Genomic DNA, 18,982 nt, shown 5'->3' with positions numbered 1-18,982 from the left:
GTGGCCGGGCCGGCGCGGTGGCCGGCCCGGCCGCTCGGGTCAGCGCCCGAGGGTGATCGTCACGTGCCCGGTACCGGCGGGCAGCGTCACCGTGCCGTCGGCGTACGTGCCGGCGGAGACGGCGGTGACGCCGCGGGCGAGTACCGGGAGCTGGACGAGGATCCGCTGCCGGCCGGCGCCGGTGACGGTCACGGACAGCTGCCGCTGGGTGCCCGAGATGGCGAGCGACACGCGCCCGCCGTCGAGGGTCGGCACGTTCGACACGCGGACCGGCCGGCCGGTCCACGAGACGGGGATGCCGCGGCCGACGAGCAGGTCGCCGTTCATGCGCTGGGCGACCAGCGAGTCGAGCAGCGCCTTGTTCGCGGTGGAGATGCCCCAGGCGTGCGGCGCGGAACCGTTGCCGTGACCGGGATGCGAGCCCGTCCAGGCGCTGTCCGGGTCGGGCGCGGACGTCGACTCCCACCAGGAGTACGGGCCGGCCTGGGTGTACCGGATCATCATCTGGTACGCCCGGATCGCCTCGTCGCGGTGCGTGCTGCCGCGCAGGCCGGCGGCGCCGTACCCGGCGTTGTAGGCGGAGGAGTAGAGCGCGCCGGGGTAGCCGCCGAAGTCGTGCGCGGGCAGGCTGTCGCCGATCCGGCCGAAGCCGTACGCGTAGGTGGCGTCGACCGCGTCGAGTGCCGGTCCGTCCTGCCGGGCGCCGAGCAGGTACCCGTCCCAGTTCCAGCGGCCGAACAGGAACGGCGCCGCCCAGTTCGCGTCGGTGGCGACGTTGCACCGGTTGGCGGTGTTCGGCTCCAGGATGGAGCACGGCAGGTAGTCGATTCCGTTGTCCCCCATGGTTTTCGTCAGCGTCGCGTTGGTCGCGTCGAGCAGCGCGTCGTACTCCTTCGCCGCCCAGTCCGCCTCGCCCGTCTCGCCGAGCCGCTGCGCCAGGTACCGGTAGGACGCCAGCCCGGTCAGCGCCGAGAAGTCGTCGATCGTCCAGTAGCCGTTGGAGTCGATGTCGTTGGTCATCCTCATGATGCCGCCCGGCCCGGTCCGGTCGGCCGCGATCTGGTGCGCGGTGTCCATGATGGACGGTTGGCTGCGCCCGGCCGGTCCCTCGGTCGCGAAGTGCGCCCGCACGGTGTCCACGTCACCGGTCTTCGCCAGGTACACCGCCCACGGCCACGCGTACTTCCAGACCCCGTCGACGTACTGCGGCTGGCCGCCGATCAGGTCGCGGAGCCGCAGCAGCAGCGCCGACGCGTCGTCGAAGTCGCCGAGACCGAACTGGGTGGCGAGGATGCCGATGCTGTCGTGGCTGTACTCCTCGTCGTAGCCGTTCTCGCCGGTGTTGAGCCGCACGCCGTCCTTGGCGATCAGCGTGGACACGTACCCCGACTTGTACGCCTCGGCGAGGCTCGGGTCCGGCAGCGCGTCCAGGTGGGCGAGTTGCCCGAGCCGGCCGTCCCAGTAGCGCTTCATGTGCCCGAAGTGCGGGTCGTACCCGCCGGCGGCGGTGAGCGCGGCGGCGTCCGGCCACGGCTGCGTGCCGCCGAACCGGTCCGCGGCCACCACGTAGTCGTGCCGCACCGTACCGCCCGGGGCGACGGTGTTCCCGTTGCGGTCCAAGGGAACCAGGTCCCTGGTCGGCGCCGGGTCGACGGTCAGCGGCCGGGTCGTCGGGTTGTGCACCGACACCCGGCTGTACACCGCGACGTAGTCCGCGCCGCCGACCGTCACCCGGTCCGCGAAGTCGGTCACGGTCACCCGCGCCCCGTCCGCCGTCGTGAACGTACTCGCCAGCGCCGGCAGGTAACCGTCCACAGTGGACCAGGTGAGCCGGGTCGGCGCCGCGGCGACACCGAAGCCCTCCGCGGTGTTCCGCCCGTCCCGCAGGTAGAACGAGCCGTTGCGGCAGACGACCACGCCGTCGGTGTCGCCCTCCCAGCCGATCAGCCCCGCGTCGTCGTGCAGCCCGCCCGTACGCCGGCACTGCTCCGCCGGCTGCGGAACCGGCGCGCCCGGCGCGGACAGCGCCAGGTAGTCCAGGTTCACCATGCAGCCGTCACCCGCGCCGCAGCGCAACCCGACCGTCCCGGTACCGGCCGGCAGCGTCACCGTGACGTGCGCCGTCGCCCAGGCGTCCCAGCTGCCCGTCGGCGGCAACGTGAGCGTGCCGAGCCGCGTGTCGTCCCCGTACACGCCGAGGGTGCGGGCGGCGGAACTCCCGTCACCCGGATCGGCGTTCGCGTACCGCACCGTCGCGACGTACTCGCCGGCCGCGGTCACCGGCCACCGGGTGTCCGCGCCGACCACCGGACGCGCCTGCGTCCCGTACCCGTCGACGAACCCGGTCCCCGCGTACCCCCGGTGGTTGGTGGTGGCATGCGCGCCGCCCGACAGCTGGGCGGTCTCGGTCTGGCAGACGGTGCCGACGGTGCAGGTGTCGGCCGCGGCGGCCGGCGCGGTGGCCGTCGCGACCAGCGTGCCGGCGAGCAGTGCGCTGGCGGCCACGGCGACGACCAGGCGCTGCGGCCGGCGTCGGCGGGCGGGGGCAGGGGATCGCATCCATCCTCCACAACGTTGACGACTCCGCATACTTAAGGGCTTAAGTACGGTCGCTGTCAAGACTCGTCCCGAACCGCGCGCCGAGTACCGGACGTCCGGTCACGGCGCCGGGACGGGGCAGTCGGAGGCGATCGCCCGGGCCCGCCACGGGCGATTCCGACCCGGCGGTGCCCGTCCGTCCACTATGGACTGATGCGTGTCGGGATGCAGAGCCACTCTGCAACCGTCGAGGTGTGGGGCGCGATCGGGACGCCGCACGGCGAACGGAGGCCACCGACCGGTGTACCGGCGGAAACGGCCTGGCGGCGCCGATCGCCGGCGACGAAGGACGGTCGACGACCGGCGCCCGACGGTGCGGTTTGGGCAGGGCAGTCGGCGCGCCGGGGACGGGCGGGTCAGGGTGGGGGTGCGGTGGAGCCGCGGACGACCAGTTCGGCGGAGATCGGCTCGGGGCTGGGGCGGGGGGTGTCGAGCAGGGTGGCGAGCAGCAGCTCGGCGCAGTCCCGGCCGAGGCGTACGTAGTCGACCCGGACGGTGGTGAGCGGTGGCGTCAGGTGCGCGGCGAGCCGTACGTCGTCGAAGCCCACGACGGACACGTCGGCCGGCACCCGCAGTCCGGCGTCGCGCAGGGCGCCGAGTCCGGCGATGGCCATCAGGTCCGAGGCGTACACGACGGCGGTGGGGCGCGGGGTGGCGGCGAGGACGGCGCGGGTGGCGCGGGCGCCGCCGAGTTCGGTGGCGTCGTCGTGGACGGCGGGACCGGGCGGCAGGCCGGCGCCGGCGAGCGTCTCCTGCCAGGCGGCGCGGCGGTCGGCGACGTGTCGCAGGACGGCCGGACCGCCCACGAACGCGATCCGCCGGTGGCCCAGCCCGACCAGATGCCGCACCGCGCGGGCCACCCCGGCCGCGTGGTTCGAGTCGAGGGTGAGGAAGCCGGCGGCCGGGTCGAGCCGGTCGACGACCACCGCCGGCATGCCCGTCTCGGCCAGGAACCGCAGCCGAGGGTCCGGCTCCCGGACGTCCGCCACGAGTACGCCGTCGACCTGGTGCTGCTGCCACATCCGTTGGTACGCCCGGACCTCCGCGTCCTGCCCGCTGCCCACCGCGCGCAGCAGCAGCGCGTACTCCCGGGCCGACAGCGCCTGCTCCACGCCGGTCACGAACGGCGCGAAGAAGTCGTTGCCGTCGAGCAGGTGGGTGGCGGCGAGCACCAGCCCGACCGCCTGCACCCGCTGCCGCATCAGCGCCCGCGCGTTGCTGCTCGGCTCCCAGCCCAGCTCGGCCGCGGCCCGCCGGATCCGCTCCCGGGTGCGGTCGCTGACGCCGGGCCGCCCGTTCATCGCGTACGACACCGCGCCGGTGGACACCCCGGCGAGGCGTGCCACGTCGGCGATCGTCGGCGCCCGCCGCGGTTCCCGCCCCACGCCGGCAACCCTAGTCGGCGGCGGCCGGCTCCGTGTCGACGAGCAGCCGGGCGCGCAGGGCCGCCCGGACGGCGCGGTCCGCCCCGGCCCGTTCCGCGTACCCGGCGACCGATCCGTACCGGGTGCGCAGGCCGGCGAGGAACGTCAGGATCGCCTCCGCCGGCGCCGCGTCCCCCGTACCGGTGGGCGCCGGCGCGTCCGGCCGCTGGCTCGCCCGCCACGCGAAGTACTGCTCCTCGGCGGCCTGGCTGAGCGCGTAGTCCGCGGCGATCGTCTCGTCGGGCACGTCGAGCAGGGCCAGCAGGACGGCCGCGACGACGCCGGTGCGGTCCTTGCCGGCCATGCAGTGGAACACCGTGCCGCCGGGCGTGTCGTCGGCGATCAGCCGCAGCACCGTGCCCATCGCCCCGCCGACCGCCTCGTCGGCGATCTCTCCGTACCGCGCGGCCAGGTACTCGGCCATCGCGCCCGGCCGGACGTCGGTCGCGGTCCACGCGGTCGTCTGCAGGCACACGTTGTGGTACGTCAGGCCCGGCACCTCCGGCACCCGACCGTACGTGCCGACCTCGTCGGCCCGGCGCAGGTCGATGACGCGGCGCACGCGCAGCCCGGCGAACCGGTCCACGTCGGCGCCGGTCAGCCGGTGCAGCCCGTCCGCCCGGTACACCAGGCCGGACCGGACGCTCCGCCCGTCGGCCGCTTCGTACCCACCCAGGTCACGGAAGTTGAACACCGCCGAGAACGTGACACATCGACCCGTATCCATGCGGATCAACGTACCCGCCGGTTGTGACAAGGCCGCGCGCCGAGGCCCCGGGTGGTCCGGTGCCCCGGCGCGCGGCGGGGTCTCGCGTGTCGGTCGTCAGCCGGTGTGCTCGGCCAACTCCAGGAACCGGCGCTTGCCGGCCAGCGACTCCTCGGCCTCCTTGATCCGCCGGGTGTCGCCCGCCGCCTTCGCCCGCTCCAGCCGCTGCTCGGCCTCGGCGACCTGCTCGCGCATCTGCGCCAGCAGCGGGTTCTGCTCGATCGGCGTACGCCGCCAGGCGGTGTCCATGGCCGCCCGTACCTTCTCGTCCACGGCCCGCAGCCGGCGCTCCAGCCCCGACACGGCCTCCCGCGGCACCCGGCCGATCTCGTGCCAGCGGCCCTGGATCTCCCGCAGCTTCTGCTGCGCGGCCTTCGGATCGGCGTCCACGTCCAGCGCCTCGGCCTCGGCGAGCAGCTCCCGCTTCGCCGTCAGGTTCCCCTGGTACTCCGCGTCCCGCGCGCTGAACACCTCGCTGCGGCGCGAGAAGAACGTGTCCTGCGCGCTCCGGAACCGGTCCCACAGCCGCTGCTCGGACTCCTTGGAGGCGCGCCCGGCGGCCTTCCAGTCGGCCATCAGCTGCTTGAGCCGCGCCGCGGTCTGCGCCCAGTCCTCGGAGTTCGCCAGCGACTCGGCCTCGGCGACCAGCTGCTCCTTGACCGACTGGACCTCCTTACGGCTCGCGTCCAGGCTGGCGAAGTGCGTTCCGCGGCGGCGGGCGAACGCGTCCCGGGCCGCCGAGTACCGCTTCCAGAGCTCGCCGTCGGTCTTGCGGTCGACGCCGTGGATGGTCTTCCACTCGTCGAGGATCTCCTTGAGCCGGTCGCCGGCCGCCTTCCACTGGGTGGAGTCGGTCGCGATGTGCTCCGCCTCGACGACCAGCGCCTGCTTGCGCTCGACGGCCTCGACCTTGGCCGCCTCGCGCGCGGCCTTGGCCTCCTCGGCCTTCTTCTGGGCGACCACGGCCAGCTCGTCGAGCCGGCCGGACAGCATGTCGATGTCGCCCACCACGTGCGCGGTGGACAGCTCGTTGCGCAGCCGGCGGATGGTGGCCGCCGAGTGGCTCGCGTCCGCCTTGCCCGAGGCGAGCCGGCTGCCCAGCAGGTCGACCTCGGTCACCAGGTCGGCGAACCGACGGGCGAACAGCGCGAGCCCTTCCTCGGGCGTCCCGGCCTGCCAGGAACCGACCGGCCGTTCACCGGCCGCCGTCTTGACGTAGACCGTGCCGTTCGCGTCGACCCGACCGAATGTCGTCCAGTCGCGCCCGTCACCGCTCATCGAAATCCACCTTCAGGTTCCTTCCGGTCCGGTGCCGCGTGCCCCGGTCCGCCGGCCGGCTCGACCGGCCCATGAGTCTCGTGTGTCTCGGAGCATTGTCACAGGTCTGTCCAGCCCCTCGGGAACCGGTCGAAGCCGAACCGTGATCTGATCGCCGCGTCGGACGACCGCGCGTCGCCGACCCGGGGTCGTACCGGCGGGGCCGCTACCGTGGTCCGCGTGATCGTCTCCGCCGCCGTCTGCCCGCACCCGCCCCTGCTCGTCCCGGAGCTCGCCACGGGCGGTGCCGCCGACCTCGCCGAGGTACGGGCCGCGGCCGGTGCGGCGGTCCGGGCGCTGCTCGACCCGGGTGTCGAGGAGGTCTGGATCCTCGGCGCCGGCGCGGACCGTACGGTCTGGGAGGCGGACGACCGCGGCACGTTCGCCGGGTACGGGCGGGACGTACCGGTCGGGCTCGGCGGAACCGGCACCGGGCGGACGTTCACCGATCTGTCCGTACTGGTGGGCGCCTGGCTGCTGCGCCGTACGGGGGTGCGCCGGCGCGCGTTCACGGTGCCGGTCGACCTCGCGCCGGCGGAGTGCGCGGCGATCGGCCGGGAGCTGGCCGCCCGCAGCGGCGCGCGGCGGGTCGGCCTGCTGGCCATGGGCGACGCGGCGGCCCGGCGGGCGGTGGCGGCGCCGGGCGCGGCCGACCCCGACGCCGACCGGTACGACGCGTCCGCGCTCGCCGCGGTCGGTTCCGGCGATCCCGCGGCGCTGCTGGGTCTGGACCCGGATCTCGCCACCCGGGTGGACGCCGCCGGCCGCGCCGCCTGGCAGGTACTGGCCGGTGCGCTCGGCAACCGCCGGTACGTGGCCGAGGTCCGGTACGCGGGCACCCCCGCCGAGGTGACGTACCTGGTGGCGACGTGGGTGCCGGCATGAGGGTGCGGCCGGTGGCGGTGGTGGGCCCGACGGCGGTGGGCAAGTCGGCGCTGGGTGTCGCGCTGGCGCGGGCGCTGTCCGGCGAGGTGGTGAACGCCGACTCGATGCAGCTGTACCGGGGGATGGACATCGGGACGGCGAAGGTGACCGCGGCGGAGGCCGGCGGGGTGCCGCACCACCTGCTGGACATCTGGCCGGTGACGGAGCCGGCGAGCGTCGCGGCGTACCAGGGGTTGGCGCGGGCGGTGCTGGACCGGTTGCTGGCGGCTGGGCGTACGCCGGTGCTGGTGGGCGGGTCCGGGCTGTACGTGCGGGCGGTGCTGGACGCGTTCGAGTTCCCGGGCACCGATCCGGTACTGCGCGCGGAGCTGGAGGCGGAGCTGGCGCGCGTCGGCCCGGCCGCGCTGTACGAGCGGCTCGCGGCGCGGGATCCGGCCGCGGCGGCGAACATCCTGCCGAGCAACGGGCGCCGGATCGTCCGGGCGCTGGAGGTGCTGGCGCTGACGGGCGGCCCGTTCGCCGCGACGCTGCCCGAGGGCGCCGCCCCGGTGTACGACGCGGTCCGGATCGGCCTGGACTGCCCGCCGGAGCTGCTGGACGAGCGGGTCGCGGCGCGGGTGGACCGGATGTGGGCGGCCGGCTTCGTCGAGGAGGTACGGACGCTGGCCGAGCAGGGCCTGCGCGCGGGGCGTACGGCGAGCCGGGCGCTGGGATACCAGCAGGTGTTGCGGTTCCTGGACGGTGAGCTGACGGAGGACACGGCGCGCGAGGAGACCGTGCGGGCGACGAAGCGGTTCGTGCGGCGGCAGCGGTCGTGGTTCCGGCGGGACCGGCAGATCGTGTGGCTGGACGCGACCCGGCCGGATCTCGTGGACGCCGCTCTCGCGTGCATAACCGACAGATCTTGATACGAGGTACAGAACGGGCCTAGCATCCGGGATCGGTGGGATTCCCGGCGCCTCCTGACAACGATGTCAGTCGAGGCGGGTGGTGCCGGCCCCGCCGACCTCGGACGACGACCCGAGGCCTGCTCCTTCGACCCCTCGCGGTCCGCTCCGGGCACGGCGCGGACCGCCGAAAGGACGGGCAATGAGACTCCGAACCCGCCGGCGCGCGGCACTCGTCGCGCTCGGCACCCTCGCCGCCGTGCTCCCCTTCGCCGGCACGGCGAACGCCGCACCCGCCCCCGTCGCCGACCCCGCATCCCTCGTCAACCCCCTCATCGGTACGTCCGGCGCGGTGGACACGTTCCCCGGTGCCGACGCGCCGTTCGGAATGGTGCAGTGGAGCCCGGACACGTCGCCGCACCGTACCGACGGCGGCGGCTACGAGTACGACGACACGAACCTGCTCGGGTACAGCCTCACGCACATCTCCGGGCCCTGCTGCGGGGCGCTCGGCGACGTGCCGATCCTGCCGACGGTCGGCGACATCGGTACGAAGCCGGGCAGTACGACGGACACGTACAGCCACATCAACGAGCGGGCCACGGCCGGGTCGTACACGGTGACGCAGGGGTCGGGGGTGACGACGACGCTGAGCGCGACGACCCGGGCCGGCATCGGCACGTTCGCGTTTCCCCGTACCAGCAAGGCGAACCTGCTGCTGAAGGTGTCCGGCAGCGCGAGCACGGTGGACGGGACGAGCGCGACGGTGGTCGGCGACCGGGAGGTGACCGGGTCGGTCACGTCCGGGCACTTCTGCGGCCAGTCCAGCACCCGGGAGCGCGACTACACGCTGCACTTCGACATCACGTTCGACCGGCCGTTCAGCGCGTACGGCACGTGGCAGGACGGGGACGTCGCGGCGCAGGACCGTACACTGTCGCAGCACGCGACGAAGGCGACGCCGAAGCCGACCGCACCGGCGGACGCCCGGCCGCACGGCGCCGCCACGAAACCCTTCCACGGTACGGCGAAGCCGGACTTCCGCGCCCCCGTACGGGACGCGCCGCGGGCGCACGACAGCGCCACGCCGACCGCGGCGACCGGCCCCGGCGGCGTGTACCTGACGTTCGACGCGACCGGCGACCAGACGGTCACGGCGAAGGTCGGCATCTCGTTCACCAGCGACGCCAACGCGAAGGCGAACCTGGCCACCGAGATCCCCGGCTGGAACCTCGGCGCGGTGCGGCGCCAGACCCACGACGCCTGGAACGCGCTGCTCAAGCGCATCGCCGTCGCCGGCGGTTCGACCGCGCAGCAGCAGCAGTTCTACACCGCGCTCTACCACGTTCTGTTGCACCCCAACGTGTTCAGCGACGTGAACGGCCAGTACACGGGGTCGGACGGGGCGGTGCACCAGGCCGCGGCGGGGCACCAGGAGTACGCGAACTATTCGGGGTGGGACATCTACCGGTCGCAGGTGCAGCTCGCGTCGATCGTGGCGCCGAAGCAGACCAGCGACTCGATCCGGTCCATGCTCGACGACTACGGCCAGTCCGGGACGATGCCGAAGTGGTCGCTGGCCAACGGCGAGAGCTACGTGATGGTCGGTGACCCGGCCGACCCGATCATCGCCGGGGCGTACGCGTTCGGTGCGCGCGACTTCGACCGGCAGCACGCGCTGGCCGCGATGGTCGACGAGGCCACCAACCCCAACAACGTCCGGCCCGGCCAGGCCGAACTCGACTCCTACGGATACCTGCCGTACGACCTGAAGTACGGGTGCTGCAACTTCTACGGGCCGGTCTCCACGCAGCTGGAGTACGACAGCGCCGACTACGCGATCGCCGCGTACGCCAAGGCGTTGGGGAAGTCCGACACGTACACGAGGTTCGCGACGCGCTCGCAGAACTGGCAGAACACCTTCAACGCCGGATCCGGCTACGTGCAGGCGAAGCAGTCCGACGGGCAGTTCGTCGCGGGCTTCTCCCCGGGTACCGGCACCGGCATGGTGGAGGGCACGGCCGCGCAGTACACGCCGATGGTGCCGCACAACCTGCGGGCGCTGATCCTCGCCAAGGGCGGCGACGCCGCCTACGAGAAGTACCTGGACAGCCTGTTCACGTCGATCGACCATCCCGGCCCGACCAACGCCGGCCTGTCCAACGAGCCCAGCATCGAGATCCCCTGGGAGTACGACTACGTCGGCGCGCCGTGGAAGACGCAGCAGGTGGTGCGCGAGGCGCAGCAGAAGCTGTACTTCGACGCGCCCGTCGGCCAGTTCGGCAACGACGACCTCGGCGCCATGAGCTCCTGGTACGTGTTCAGCGAGCTGGGCATGTACCCGGAGACGCCCGGCACCGACATCCTGACGCTCGGCAGCCCGGTCTTTCCGAAGGCCGTCGTCACCCTGCCGAACGGCAAGACGCTGACCATCTCCGCCCCGAACGCCACCACCGAGAACATGTACGTGCACGGGCTGACCGTGAACGGGACGGCGTCGCAGCGGCCGTGGCTGCGGTACGCGGACCTGGCCGGCGGCGGCACCCTCGGGTACGACCTGGCGGCCACGCCGGACAAGGACTGGGGCGCCGACCCGGCCGACGCGCCGCCGTCCGACGGTACGGGGCAGCAGTCGACGTTCACCGCGGCGAGCCCGTCCGACGGGCTGGTCGTCGCGCCCGGCGGGCACGACACGCTGACCGTGTCGGTCACGAACGTGTCGGACAGCCCGATGTCGGTGCGCTGGACCGGATCCGGCGACGGGGTGACGCTGTCGCCGACGTCCGGATCGTTCGACGTACCGGCACGGTCCACCGGCAGCGCGCCGGTCACCGTCACCGCCGGCCAGACCGAGGGCCGGTACACGGTGACGTTCGGGTTGACGACCGCGGACGGTACCGCGCTCGCGCCGGCGTCCGCGCACCTGTCCGTGGCGAAGCCCGGCGAACTCTGGCCGTACTACACCAACGCCGGCGTCTCCGACGACGGCAAGGCCAGCTCCGCCAGCCTCGACACCAGCGGGTACGCGTACTCCGCGCAGGCGCTCGCCGCGAACGGTCTCACCCCGGGCGGCACGGTGCACGCCGGCGGCGTGACGTACACGTGGCCGGACGCGGCGAGCGGGGAACTCGACAACATCGAGGCGTCCGGGCAGACCGTGCCGCTCACCGCGCCCGCCGGCGCGACCCGGCTCGGGCTGCTCGGCTCCGGTACCAACGCGGACGCCTCCGGCGCGGTCGGCGACCTCGTCGTCCACTACACCGACGGCAGTACGCAGACGCTCACGCTCGGGTTCAGCGACTGGACCCTCGGCGCCGGCGGCTACGACCCGCTGCCGGGCGACACGACCGTCGCCACCATGGCGTACCGGAACGCCACGAACGGTACGTCGGAGAAGGTGACCACGTACGTGTTCGCCACCTCCGGCGCGCTCACGGCCGGCAAGACGGTCGCCTCGGTGACCCTGCCCAGCCCGTCCGCGACGATGCACGTGTTCGCGATCGGGCTCGGTTGAGCCGGACCGGCCCCGGGGCACCGTCCCGGGGCCGGTTACCGTGTCCGGCATGGACATCGGCGTTCCGGTACGGGTCGCGCTGTGCACCCTTGGCGGCACCATCGCGATGGCCGGCACGGACGGCGGCGTGGTCACCCGGCTGACCGGCGCGGAGCTGACCGCGGCGGTGCCCGGCCTCGCCGACACCGGCGTCACCCTCGACGTCCGCGACGTGCACGCGGTACCGAGCGCGAGCCTCACGTTCCGGGACATCCTGGCGGTGGTGGCGGACGCCGAGGCGGCCGTCGACGCGGGCGCCACCGGGATCGTAGTCACGCAGGGCACCGACTCCCTGGAGGAGACCGCGTACCTGGCGGACCTGGTGTGGCGGCGGCCCGAGCCGATCGTGTTCACCGGCGCGATGCGCAACCCGACGCTGGCCGGTGCCGACGGCCCCGCCAACCTCCTCGCCGCGGTACGGGTCGCCGCCGCGCCCGCCGCCCGTGGACTCGGCGCGCTCGTCGCGTTCGACGACGAGATCCACGCCGCCCGCTGGGTACGCAAGACGCACAGTACGAGTACCGGGACGTTCGCGTCGCCGGACGTGGGGCCCGTCGGGCACGTCGTCGAGGGCCGCGTGCGGGTCCTGACCCGGCCCGACCGGCGGCCACCGCTGCCGGCCGCGCCTCTCGACCTCGACCGGGCCCGTACCGCGCTGTACGCGGTGACGTTCGACGACGACGGCGGGCTGCTGGCGGGGCTCGCCGACACCCACCGGGGCCTGGTGGTCGCCGCGTTCGGCGTCGGTCACGCCCCCGCACCCCTCGCCCCGGTACTCGGCGAGCTGGCCGCCCGCATCCCCGTCGTCCTCACCTCCCGTACGGGGGCGGGTTCGGCGCTGCGCGCCACGTACGGGGCGGTCGGGTCGGAGCGGGACCTGCGGCGGCGCGGGCTGATCGACGGCGGGCTGCTGCACCCGTACAAGGCGCGGGTACTGCTGCGGCTGCTGCTCGCCACCGGCGCCGACCGGGACGCCGTCGCCGCCGCCTTCGACGACCACGGCTGACCCGGGCGCCCGACCACGGCCGGGCGTGTCAGAGTTGAGGGTGATGAACGAGCTGGCTGGGGTGGAGTTTGCCAAGGGGCACGGCACCCGGAACGATTTCGTGATCCTGCCGGACCCGGACGGCGCGCTGCCGCTGACCGCCGGGTCCGTCGCCGCGCTGTGCGACCGGCGCGGCGGCATCGGCGCCGACGGGCTGCTGCGGGTGGTCCGGTGCGCCAAGCACCCCGACGCCACCCGGTACGCCGCCGACGCCGAATGGTTCATGGACTACTGGAACGCCGACGGCTCGATCGCCGAGATGTGCGGCAACGGCATCCGCGTCTTCCTGCGGTACCTGGTCACGAACGGTCTCGCGGACGGCCCGACGGTCACCATCGCCACCCGCTCCGGCCTGCGTACCGGGACGGTCGGGGAGACCATCGCGGTCCAGATGGGCCCGCCGACGCTGCTCGGCACCACCGGCGCCACGATCGGCGAGGCGGGCTACCCGGGCGTCGCCGTCGACGCCGGCAACCCGCACCTGGTCTGCCCGGTACCGGCGGCCGAGCTGGCCGCGCTCGACCTGACCCGAGCCCCGCGCCTCGACCCGGCCGTCTTCCCGGCCGGCGCCAACGTCGAGTTCGTCACCGTACTCGACGAGCCGGTGGCCGGCGCCGACCGGCACGTCCGCATGCGCGTGTACGAGCGAGGCGCCGGGGAGACGGAGTCCTGCGGTTCCGGCGCCGTCGCGGTGGCCGCGGTGACGCTGCGGGAGGCCGGCCGCGACGCCGGCACCGTCGCCGTCGACGTACCGGGCGGGCGGCTGACGGCGACCGTCACGCCCGACTCGCTGACCCTCGCCGGCCCCGCCGTCATCGTCGCCACCGGCACCCTGCGGTGACGGTCGACGCCGCCGCCCTGCGCCGCGCGTGGCATGAGCGGTGGCCGGAGGTCATGCCGCTCGGATACCTGTTCCGCCACCACGTGACCGACCGGTGGGTACGGTTCCACAGCCTGCCCGGCTCGAAGCGGTACGCCGAGGACGAACCGGAGTACCGGACGATCCTGGGGCGGCAGGAGACGCTGCTGGACGAGCTGGGCGCCGACGACGTGTACCTGATCACCCCGGCGTTCCACCCGCCCGGCGACCCCGCGGACCAGTGGTCCCCGGTACGCGTCGGGCTGCACCCGGGCGCCGTGCCGTGGTGGGAGCTGACCGACCCGGCCGACCCCGAATGGGCCGCCTGGACGTACGTCAGCCGCATCCGGTACCGGCCCGGCTCGCTGGACCCGCTGCTGCGGTACGTGGCCGACGACGGCGGCTACGCCCTGATCACCCCGCCCGATCTGCGGTGGGTCTTCGCCCCGTACGACGGCGGGGTCGACCTCGTACTGGCCGATCCCGCCGCGCGGGACGCGTTGCGGGACCGGCACCGCGACTGGTTGTCGGCGCACCCGCTCGGCTGGTGACACCGCACCCGGCCGGCCCGCCGCTCCTGGCCGGTCCCGCCTGCCGGTCGGTCACTCCCGGCCGGTCAGCCGCCGGCGGCCCGCCACCTCCGGCCGGCCCGCCGCTGGTGACACCGCTTCCGGGCCGTTCGACGCCGGGCGGTCAGCGTACGGCGAGCGGGCCGTCCGGCTCGTTCTCGTCGGACCCGGCGCCCTTGGCGACGGCGCGGACCGCGGCGGCGACCGCCGGCGCGACCTTCGCGTCGAAGACGCTGGGCACGATGACGCTGGCGTTCAGCTTCTCCTCGCCGACCGCGTCGGCGATCGCGTGCGCGGCGGCGAGCGCCATGTCGTCGGTCCACTTCGGCGCCTGCGCGTCGAGCAGCCCGCGGAACACGCCCGGGAACGCCAGCAGGTTGTTGATCTGGTTCGGCTGGTCGGAGCGCCCGGTCGCCACGACCGTCGCGTACTGCCGGGCCTCCCGCGGGTCGACCTCCGGGTCGGGGTTGGCCAGCGCGAACACGATCGCGTCGGACGCCATGGTCTTGACGTCGTCGCCGGTGAGCAGGTTCGGCGCGGACACGCCGATGAACACGTCGGCGCCGGCGAGCGCGCCGGCCAGGCTGCCCGCGTAGTTGTCGGCGTTGGTGTGCTCGACCAGCCACTGCCAGCTGTCGTTGAGCCCGTCCATGCCGCGGTGCAGGGCACCCGGCCGGTCGCACGCGATGATGTCGCCGACGCCCTGCTTGAGCAGCAACTTCATGATCGCCGTACCGGCCGCGCCGGCGCCGGACACGACGACCTTCACGTCGCTCATCCGCTTGCCGACGACGCGCAGCGCGTTGGTCAGCGCGGCCAGTACGCAGATGGCGGTGCCGTGCTGGTCGTCGTGGAACACCGGGATGTCGAGCGCCTCGCGCAGTTTCGCCTCGATCTCGAAGCAGCGCGGCGCCGCGATGTCCTCCAGGTTGATCCCGCCGTACGCCGGGGCGAGCGCCTTGACGATGGACACGATCTCGTCGGTGTCCTGCGTGTCCAGTACGACCGGCCAGGCGTCGACGCCGCCGAACCGCTTGAACAGCGCCGCCTTGCCCTCCATCACCGGCATCGCCGCGGCCGGGCCGATGTTGCCGAGCCCGAGCACCGCCGTACCGTCCGAGACGACCGCGATGGTGTTGCGCTTGATGGTCAGCCGGCGCGCGTCCTCCGGGTTCTCCGCGATCGCCATGCACACCCGGGCCACCCCCGGCGTGTACGCCCGGGACAGCTCGTCCCGGTTGCGCAGGCTGACCTTGGAGCTGACCTCGATCTTGCCGCCGAGGTGCAGCAGGAACGTCCGGTCCGACACCTTCCGCACCTGGACGCCGTCCAGCGCCTCCAGCTGCCGTACCACCGTCTCGGCGTGCGCGGCGTCCGCGGTGTCGCAGGTGAGGTCGACGATGACGGCCTGGTGGTCGGAGTCGACCACGTCGAGCGCGGTGACGATCGCGTCGGCGGTACCGACCGCGGTGGTGAGCCGGCCGATGGCGGTGGAGTCGGCGGGCACCGACACCCGCACGGTGATCGAGAATCCGGCGCTCGGCAGGCTGCGGGTGGTCACGGTCGTATCCCTCCGGGTCCGCGGGCCGGCGTTGTGCCGCCGGATGTCCGCTTCATGTCGACGTTGACACGGGTCACCAGGACCCCTGGTCGGACAGTATCGCCTCAGCGGCCCGGCGCGGTCGGTGCGGGTGGGTGCAATAGAGGTGCGGTCGGGCGGTGCGGCGTGACACGATCGAACGCGATGGCTGATTCCGCATTCGTACCCCGCACCGACGCCGACGCGTTCGACGTCGACACCGAGACCGACCTCGACGACGCGACGGTCGGCGAGCTCGAACTGGCCGACCGGCACGCGCTGCGTCGGGTCGTCGGGCTGTCCACCGAGCTGTCCGACGTCACCGAGGTCGAGTACCGGCAGCTGCGGTTGGAGCGGGTCGTCCTGGTCGGTGTCTGGACGGACGGCACGCTCGTCGAGGCCGAGCACTCGCTGGCCGAGCTGGCCGCGCTCGCCGAGACCGCCGGCTCCCAGGTACTGGAAGGGCTGATCCAGCGCCGCGGCCGCCCCGACCCCGCGACGTACGTGGGCCGCGGCAAGGTCGACGAGCTGCGTGACGTGGTGGTCGAGTCGGGCGCCGACACGGTGGTGTGCGACGGCGAGCTGTCGCCCAGCCAGCTGCGCAACCTGGAGACCCGGGTCAAGGTCAAGGTCATCGACCGCACGGCGCTGATCCTCGACATCTTCGCGCAGCACGCCAAGAGCCGTGAGGGTAAGGCGCAGGTCGAGCTGGCGCAGCTGGAGTACCTGATCCCGCGGCTGCGCGGCTGGGGCGAGAGCCTGTCCCGGCAGGCGGGTGGCCGGGCCGGCGGTGCCAGCGGCGGCGTCGGTACGCGTGGTCCCGGTGAGACGAAGCTGGAGACCGACCGGCGGCGCATCCGGCACCGGGTGGCGAAGCTGCGCCGGGAGATCAAGGGCATGCGCGCGGCCCGCGACACGAAGCGGGCCGACCGGCGGCGGCACGAGATCCCGGCCGTCGCGATCGCCGGGTACACCAACGCGGGCAAGTCCAGCCTGCTCAACCGGATCACCGGCGCCGGCGTACTGGTGGAGGACGCGCTGTTCGCCACCCTCGATCCGACGACCCGCCGGGCCCGCGCCACCGACGGCCGGATCTACACGCTGTCCGACACGGTGGGCTTCGTCCGGCACCTGCCGCACCAGCTGGTGGAGGCGTTCCGGTCGACGCTGGAGGAGGTCGCCGACGCCGACCTGGTGCTGCACGTCGTCGACGGCTCGCACCCGGACCCGGAGTCGCAGGTGGCCGCGGTCCGTGAGGTACTCGCGGAGATCGACGCGGCGGAGCGGCCCGAGCTGCTCGCGATCAACAAGGTCGACGCGGCCGACGAGGAGACGCTGTTGCGGCTGCGGCGGATCTGGCCGGACGCGGTGTTCTGCTCGGCGCGTACCGGGGTGGGCGTGGCGGAGCTGCGGGCGGCGATCGAGGCGCGGCTGCCGCGGCCGGCGGTCCCGATGCTCGTCCGCCTGCCGTACGGGCGGGGCGACCTGGAGAACCGGGCCCGCAAGTACGGCGAGGTGCTGTCGGCGGAGCACACGCCGGAGGGCACCGTGCTGGACGTACGGGTCGATCCGCTCCTCGCGGCCGAGCTTGCGCCGTTCGTGGTGTCCGAGTCGCCGGCGGCCCCGTAGCGTCGAACATGTCCGTTCCGTTGGCGCAGTTGTGCGCAGAGTGATCCGAGCAAATCGGAAACAACATCCGGTTACCGGACGATTATCGCTGTGTTGCCTGGCCGGGCCACCTGTCCGGGAGGCCGAAGTCTCTGCCACACTTGCGCCGTGATGGAGCGTGAACAGCCGTTGAACCGCCGGCCCGCCGGTCGTCCGACCACTCGGCGGGCCGTCGGCGTCGCCGCGGCGCTGCTGACCGCGACGGTCACCGTCGGTACCGCGGTCCCGGCGACGGCCGCTCCGGCCAAGGCGGGCAGCAAGGTCTGCACGATCAACGACCAGCGGATCACCGCGATCTCCGGCCTCGCGGCCACCTCCTCGGGATACGCGGTCATCAACAACACCGGCGGCGGCAGCATGTCGGTGTACCAGCTGGACAGCTCCTGCCAGGTCACCAACGTCGTCACGGACCCGAACACGCCGCGCGACCCGGAGGACCTGGCCGCCACGTCCGACGGCAGCATGTGGGTCGCCGACTTCGGCGACAAGGACAAGTCGCGCGACACCATCGCGCTGTGGAAGTTCAGCTCCGGCAACAGCCAGGCCACCCTCTACCGGATGAAGTACCCGTCGGGTGCCGGCCCGGTCGACGCGCGCTCGCTGCTCATGCAGCCGAACGGCACGCCCGTCGTCGTGACGTACCAGGCGGGCGCCGGCAAGGTGTTCGTACCGACCGGCAAGCTCTCCGCGGACTCGCCGACCCCGCTGAAGGCGGCCGGGTCCATCCCGCTCACCGCCACCGGCACGCCCGGCAGCCCGATCGGCCAGATCGGCCAGCGCGTCTTCACCGGCGGCGCCGTCTCGCCGGACGGCAAGCGCGCCGTCCTCCGCACCTACACCGACGCGTACGAGTGGGACGTGACCGGCGGCGACGTCGCCAAGAGCATCACCGCAGGCAAGCCCCGACGCACCGCGCTGCCGAACGAGACCGGTTCCGGCGAGTCCATCACGTACACCAAGGACAGCTCGTCGTTCCTCACCGTCGGCGACACGGAGAACATCCAGAGCCCGTCGCAGATCGTGAAGTACACGCCGTCGACGCAGTCCGCGCCGACCAAGGCGGCGCCGAGCGCGGCCGGCAAGGCGACGTCCGACGGTGGCGGCCTGTTCTCCGGCAACATCAGCCTGTCCGACATCACCACGCTGGTGGTCGCCGTCGGCATCGCCGGCCTGCTCCTGGTCATCGTCGGTGTCGTCGGCATCCGCCGGTCGCGTCGCCGCGGTCCGCCCGACGACGGCCGCAAGCGCGGCAACGACCCCAACCCCCGCGGCCCGGCACCACGCCGCTCCGGCACACCGCAGTCGGACGACGTCGAGACCGCGTACATCCCGCGGGTCACCGACTCCGCGCCGTCCGAGCGCCGCGCGTCCACGCTGCGCGGCGAGGCGCCGCCGCGGTCCCGCCGGCACGCCGCGCCGGCCGACGACGACGCCGACACCGAGGTCTTCGGCCGCATCACCGACAGCACCCCGCCGCCGCGGAACGCGCCGCCGCCTCGCGGTGCACCGCATCGCAACGTGCCGCCGCCACCACCCCGGAACGCGCCGCCGCCGTCGCGCAACGCCCCGCCGCCACCGCCCCGGAACGTACCGCCGCCGGCCGAACCGATGCGGCGTCCGCCCCGGCGGTCCGAGCCGGAACCCCCGCCGTACCGGTCGGGTCGGGGTGCCCCGCAGGACGAGGGTCGCCGCGAGATCGACTGGCTCGACGACCTGCGCTGACCGCGCCGCGCCCGGCAACGACGGGACGCACCACGCCGGAAGCCAAGCGCTCCAGCCGGGAGCTCCGTGCTCCGTGCCGGGAGCTGTGCGCTCCACGCCGGAAGCTCCGC

Annotated in this window: 12 protein-coding genes and 1 pseudogene; 8 read left to right on the top strand and 5 right to left on the bottom strand. The window is 73.7% G+C overall.

Annotation, left to right across the window (positions count from 1 at the left end):
* Positions 1–39: 39 nt before the first annotated feature.
* From Aru02nite_RS28050 to Aru02nite_RS28035, 4 genes are all read right to left on the bottom strand, one after another.
* A complete protein-coding gene (locus Aru02nite_RS28050; RefSeq protein WP_203662685.1) occupies positions 40–2,559 on the bottom strand; it encodes a carbohydrate-binding protein in 2,520 nt (839 codons plus the stop codon).
* A 395-nt stretch (positions 2,560–2,954) separates the two neighbouring features.
* Positions 2,955–3,983: a LacI family DNA-binding transcriptional regulator gene (locus Aru02nite_RS28045; protein WP_203662684.1), complete on the bottom strand. Its 1,029-nt coding sequence runs from the start codon at positions 3,981–3,983 to the stop codon at positions 2,955–2,957.
* 10 nt (positions 3,984–3,993) lie between these two features.
* Positions 3,994–4,749, bottom strand: a complete 756-nt coding sequence (locus Aru02nite_RS28040) for a tyrosine-protein phosphatase (protein ID WP_203662683.1) — start codon at positions 4,747–4,749, stop codon at positions 3,994–3,996.
* Between the two features lie 96 nt (positions 4,750–4,845).
* Positions 4,846–6,066 carry a DUF349 domain-containing protein gene (locus tag Aru02nite_RS28035; protein ID WP_203662682.1) on the bottom strand — a complete coding sequence of 407 codons (1,221 nt, stop codon included), beginning with the start codon at positions 6,064–6,066 and terminating at the stop codon, positions 4,846–4,848.
* Between the two features lie 219 nt (positions 6,067–6,285).
* Between Aru02nite_RS28035 and Aru02nite_RS28030 the strand changes: the two genes are divergently transcribed.
* From Aru02nite_RS28030 to Aru02nite_RS28005, 6 genes are all read left to right on the top strand, one after another.
* A complete protein-coding gene (locus Aru02nite_RS28030) occupies positions 6,286–6,990 on the top strand; it encodes a class III extradiol ring-cleavage dioxygenase family protein (protein ID WP_203662681.1) in 705 nt (234 codons plus the stop codon).
* The gene (gene miaA / locus Aru02nite_RS28025; protein WP_203662680.1) at positions 6,987–7,898 is read left to right on the top strand and encodes a tRNA (adenosine(37)-N6)-dimethylallyltransferase MiaA; all 912 of its coding nucleotides are present in this window, start codon (positions 6,987–6,989) and stop codon (positions 7,896–7,898) included. The genes Aru02nite_RS28030 and miaA overlap by 4 nt, the downstream gene beginning before the upstream one ends.
* 181 nt (positions 7,899–8,079) lie before the next feature.
* Positions 8,080–11,391 (top strand): lectin, encoded by a 3,312-nt coding sequence (locus Aru02nite_RS28020; RefSeq protein WP_203662679.1) that lies wholly within the window; start codon positions 8,080–8,082, stop codon positions 11,389–11,391.
* 49 nt (positions 11,392–11,440) lie between these two features.
* Positions 11,441–12,436 (top strand): asparaginase, encoded by a 996-nt coding sequence (locus Aru02nite_RS28015; protein WP_203662677.1) that lies wholly within the window; start codon positions 11,441–11,443, stop codon positions 12,434–12,436.
* Positions 12,437–12,497: 61 nt separating this feature from the next.
* Positions 12,498–13,316 carry a diaminopimelate epimerase gene (dapF, locus tag Aru02nite_RS28010; protein WP_203662859.1) on the top strand — a complete coding sequence of 273 codons (819 nt, stop codon included), beginning with the start codon at positions 12,498–12,500 and terminating at the stop codon, positions 13,314–13,316.
* Entirely contained in the window at positions 13,313–13,885 is a 573-nt protein-coding gene (locus tag Aru02nite_RS28005) for a DUF3885 domain-containing protein (RefSeq protein ID WP_239076998.1), read from the top strand. Before dapF ends, Aru02nite_RS28005 begins: the two co-directional genes overlap by 4 nt.
* Before the next feature lie 51 nt (positions 13,886–13,936).
* Here Aru02nite_RS28005 and Aru02nite_RS28000 read toward each other — a convergent pair.
* Positions 13,937–15,509, bottom strand: a pseudogene (locus tag Aru02nite_RS28000) (NAD-dependent malic enzyme).
* Between the two features lie 138 nt (positions 15,510–15,647).
* On the opposite strand from Aru02nite_RS28000, the gene hflX reads away from it, so the two are divergent.
* Positions 15,648–17,111 carry a GTPase HflX gene (hflX, locus tag Aru02nite_RS27995; RefSeq protein ID WP_203662673.1) on the top strand — a complete coding sequence of 488 codons (1,464 nt, stop codon included), beginning with the start codon at positions 15,648–15,650 and terminating at the stop codon, positions 17,109–17,111.
* 147 nt (positions 17,112–17,258) lie between these two features.
* A complete protein-coding gene (locus Aru02nite_RS27990) occupies positions 17,259–18,872 on the top strand; it encodes an NHL repeat-containing protein (protein ID WP_203662671.1) in 1,614 nt (537 codons plus the stop codon).
* The last annotated feature ends 110 nt before the right edge of the window (positions 18,873–18,982 follow it).

This window comes from Actinocatenispora rupis (assembly GCF_016861975.1).
Taxonomy (GTDB): domain Bacteria; phylum Actinomycetota; class Actinomycetes; order Mycobacteriales; family Micromonosporaceae; genus Actinocatenispora; species Actinocatenispora rupis.
Note: the sequence above shows the minus strand (reverse complement) of the source record. Positions and strands in the feature narration are given on the sequence as shown.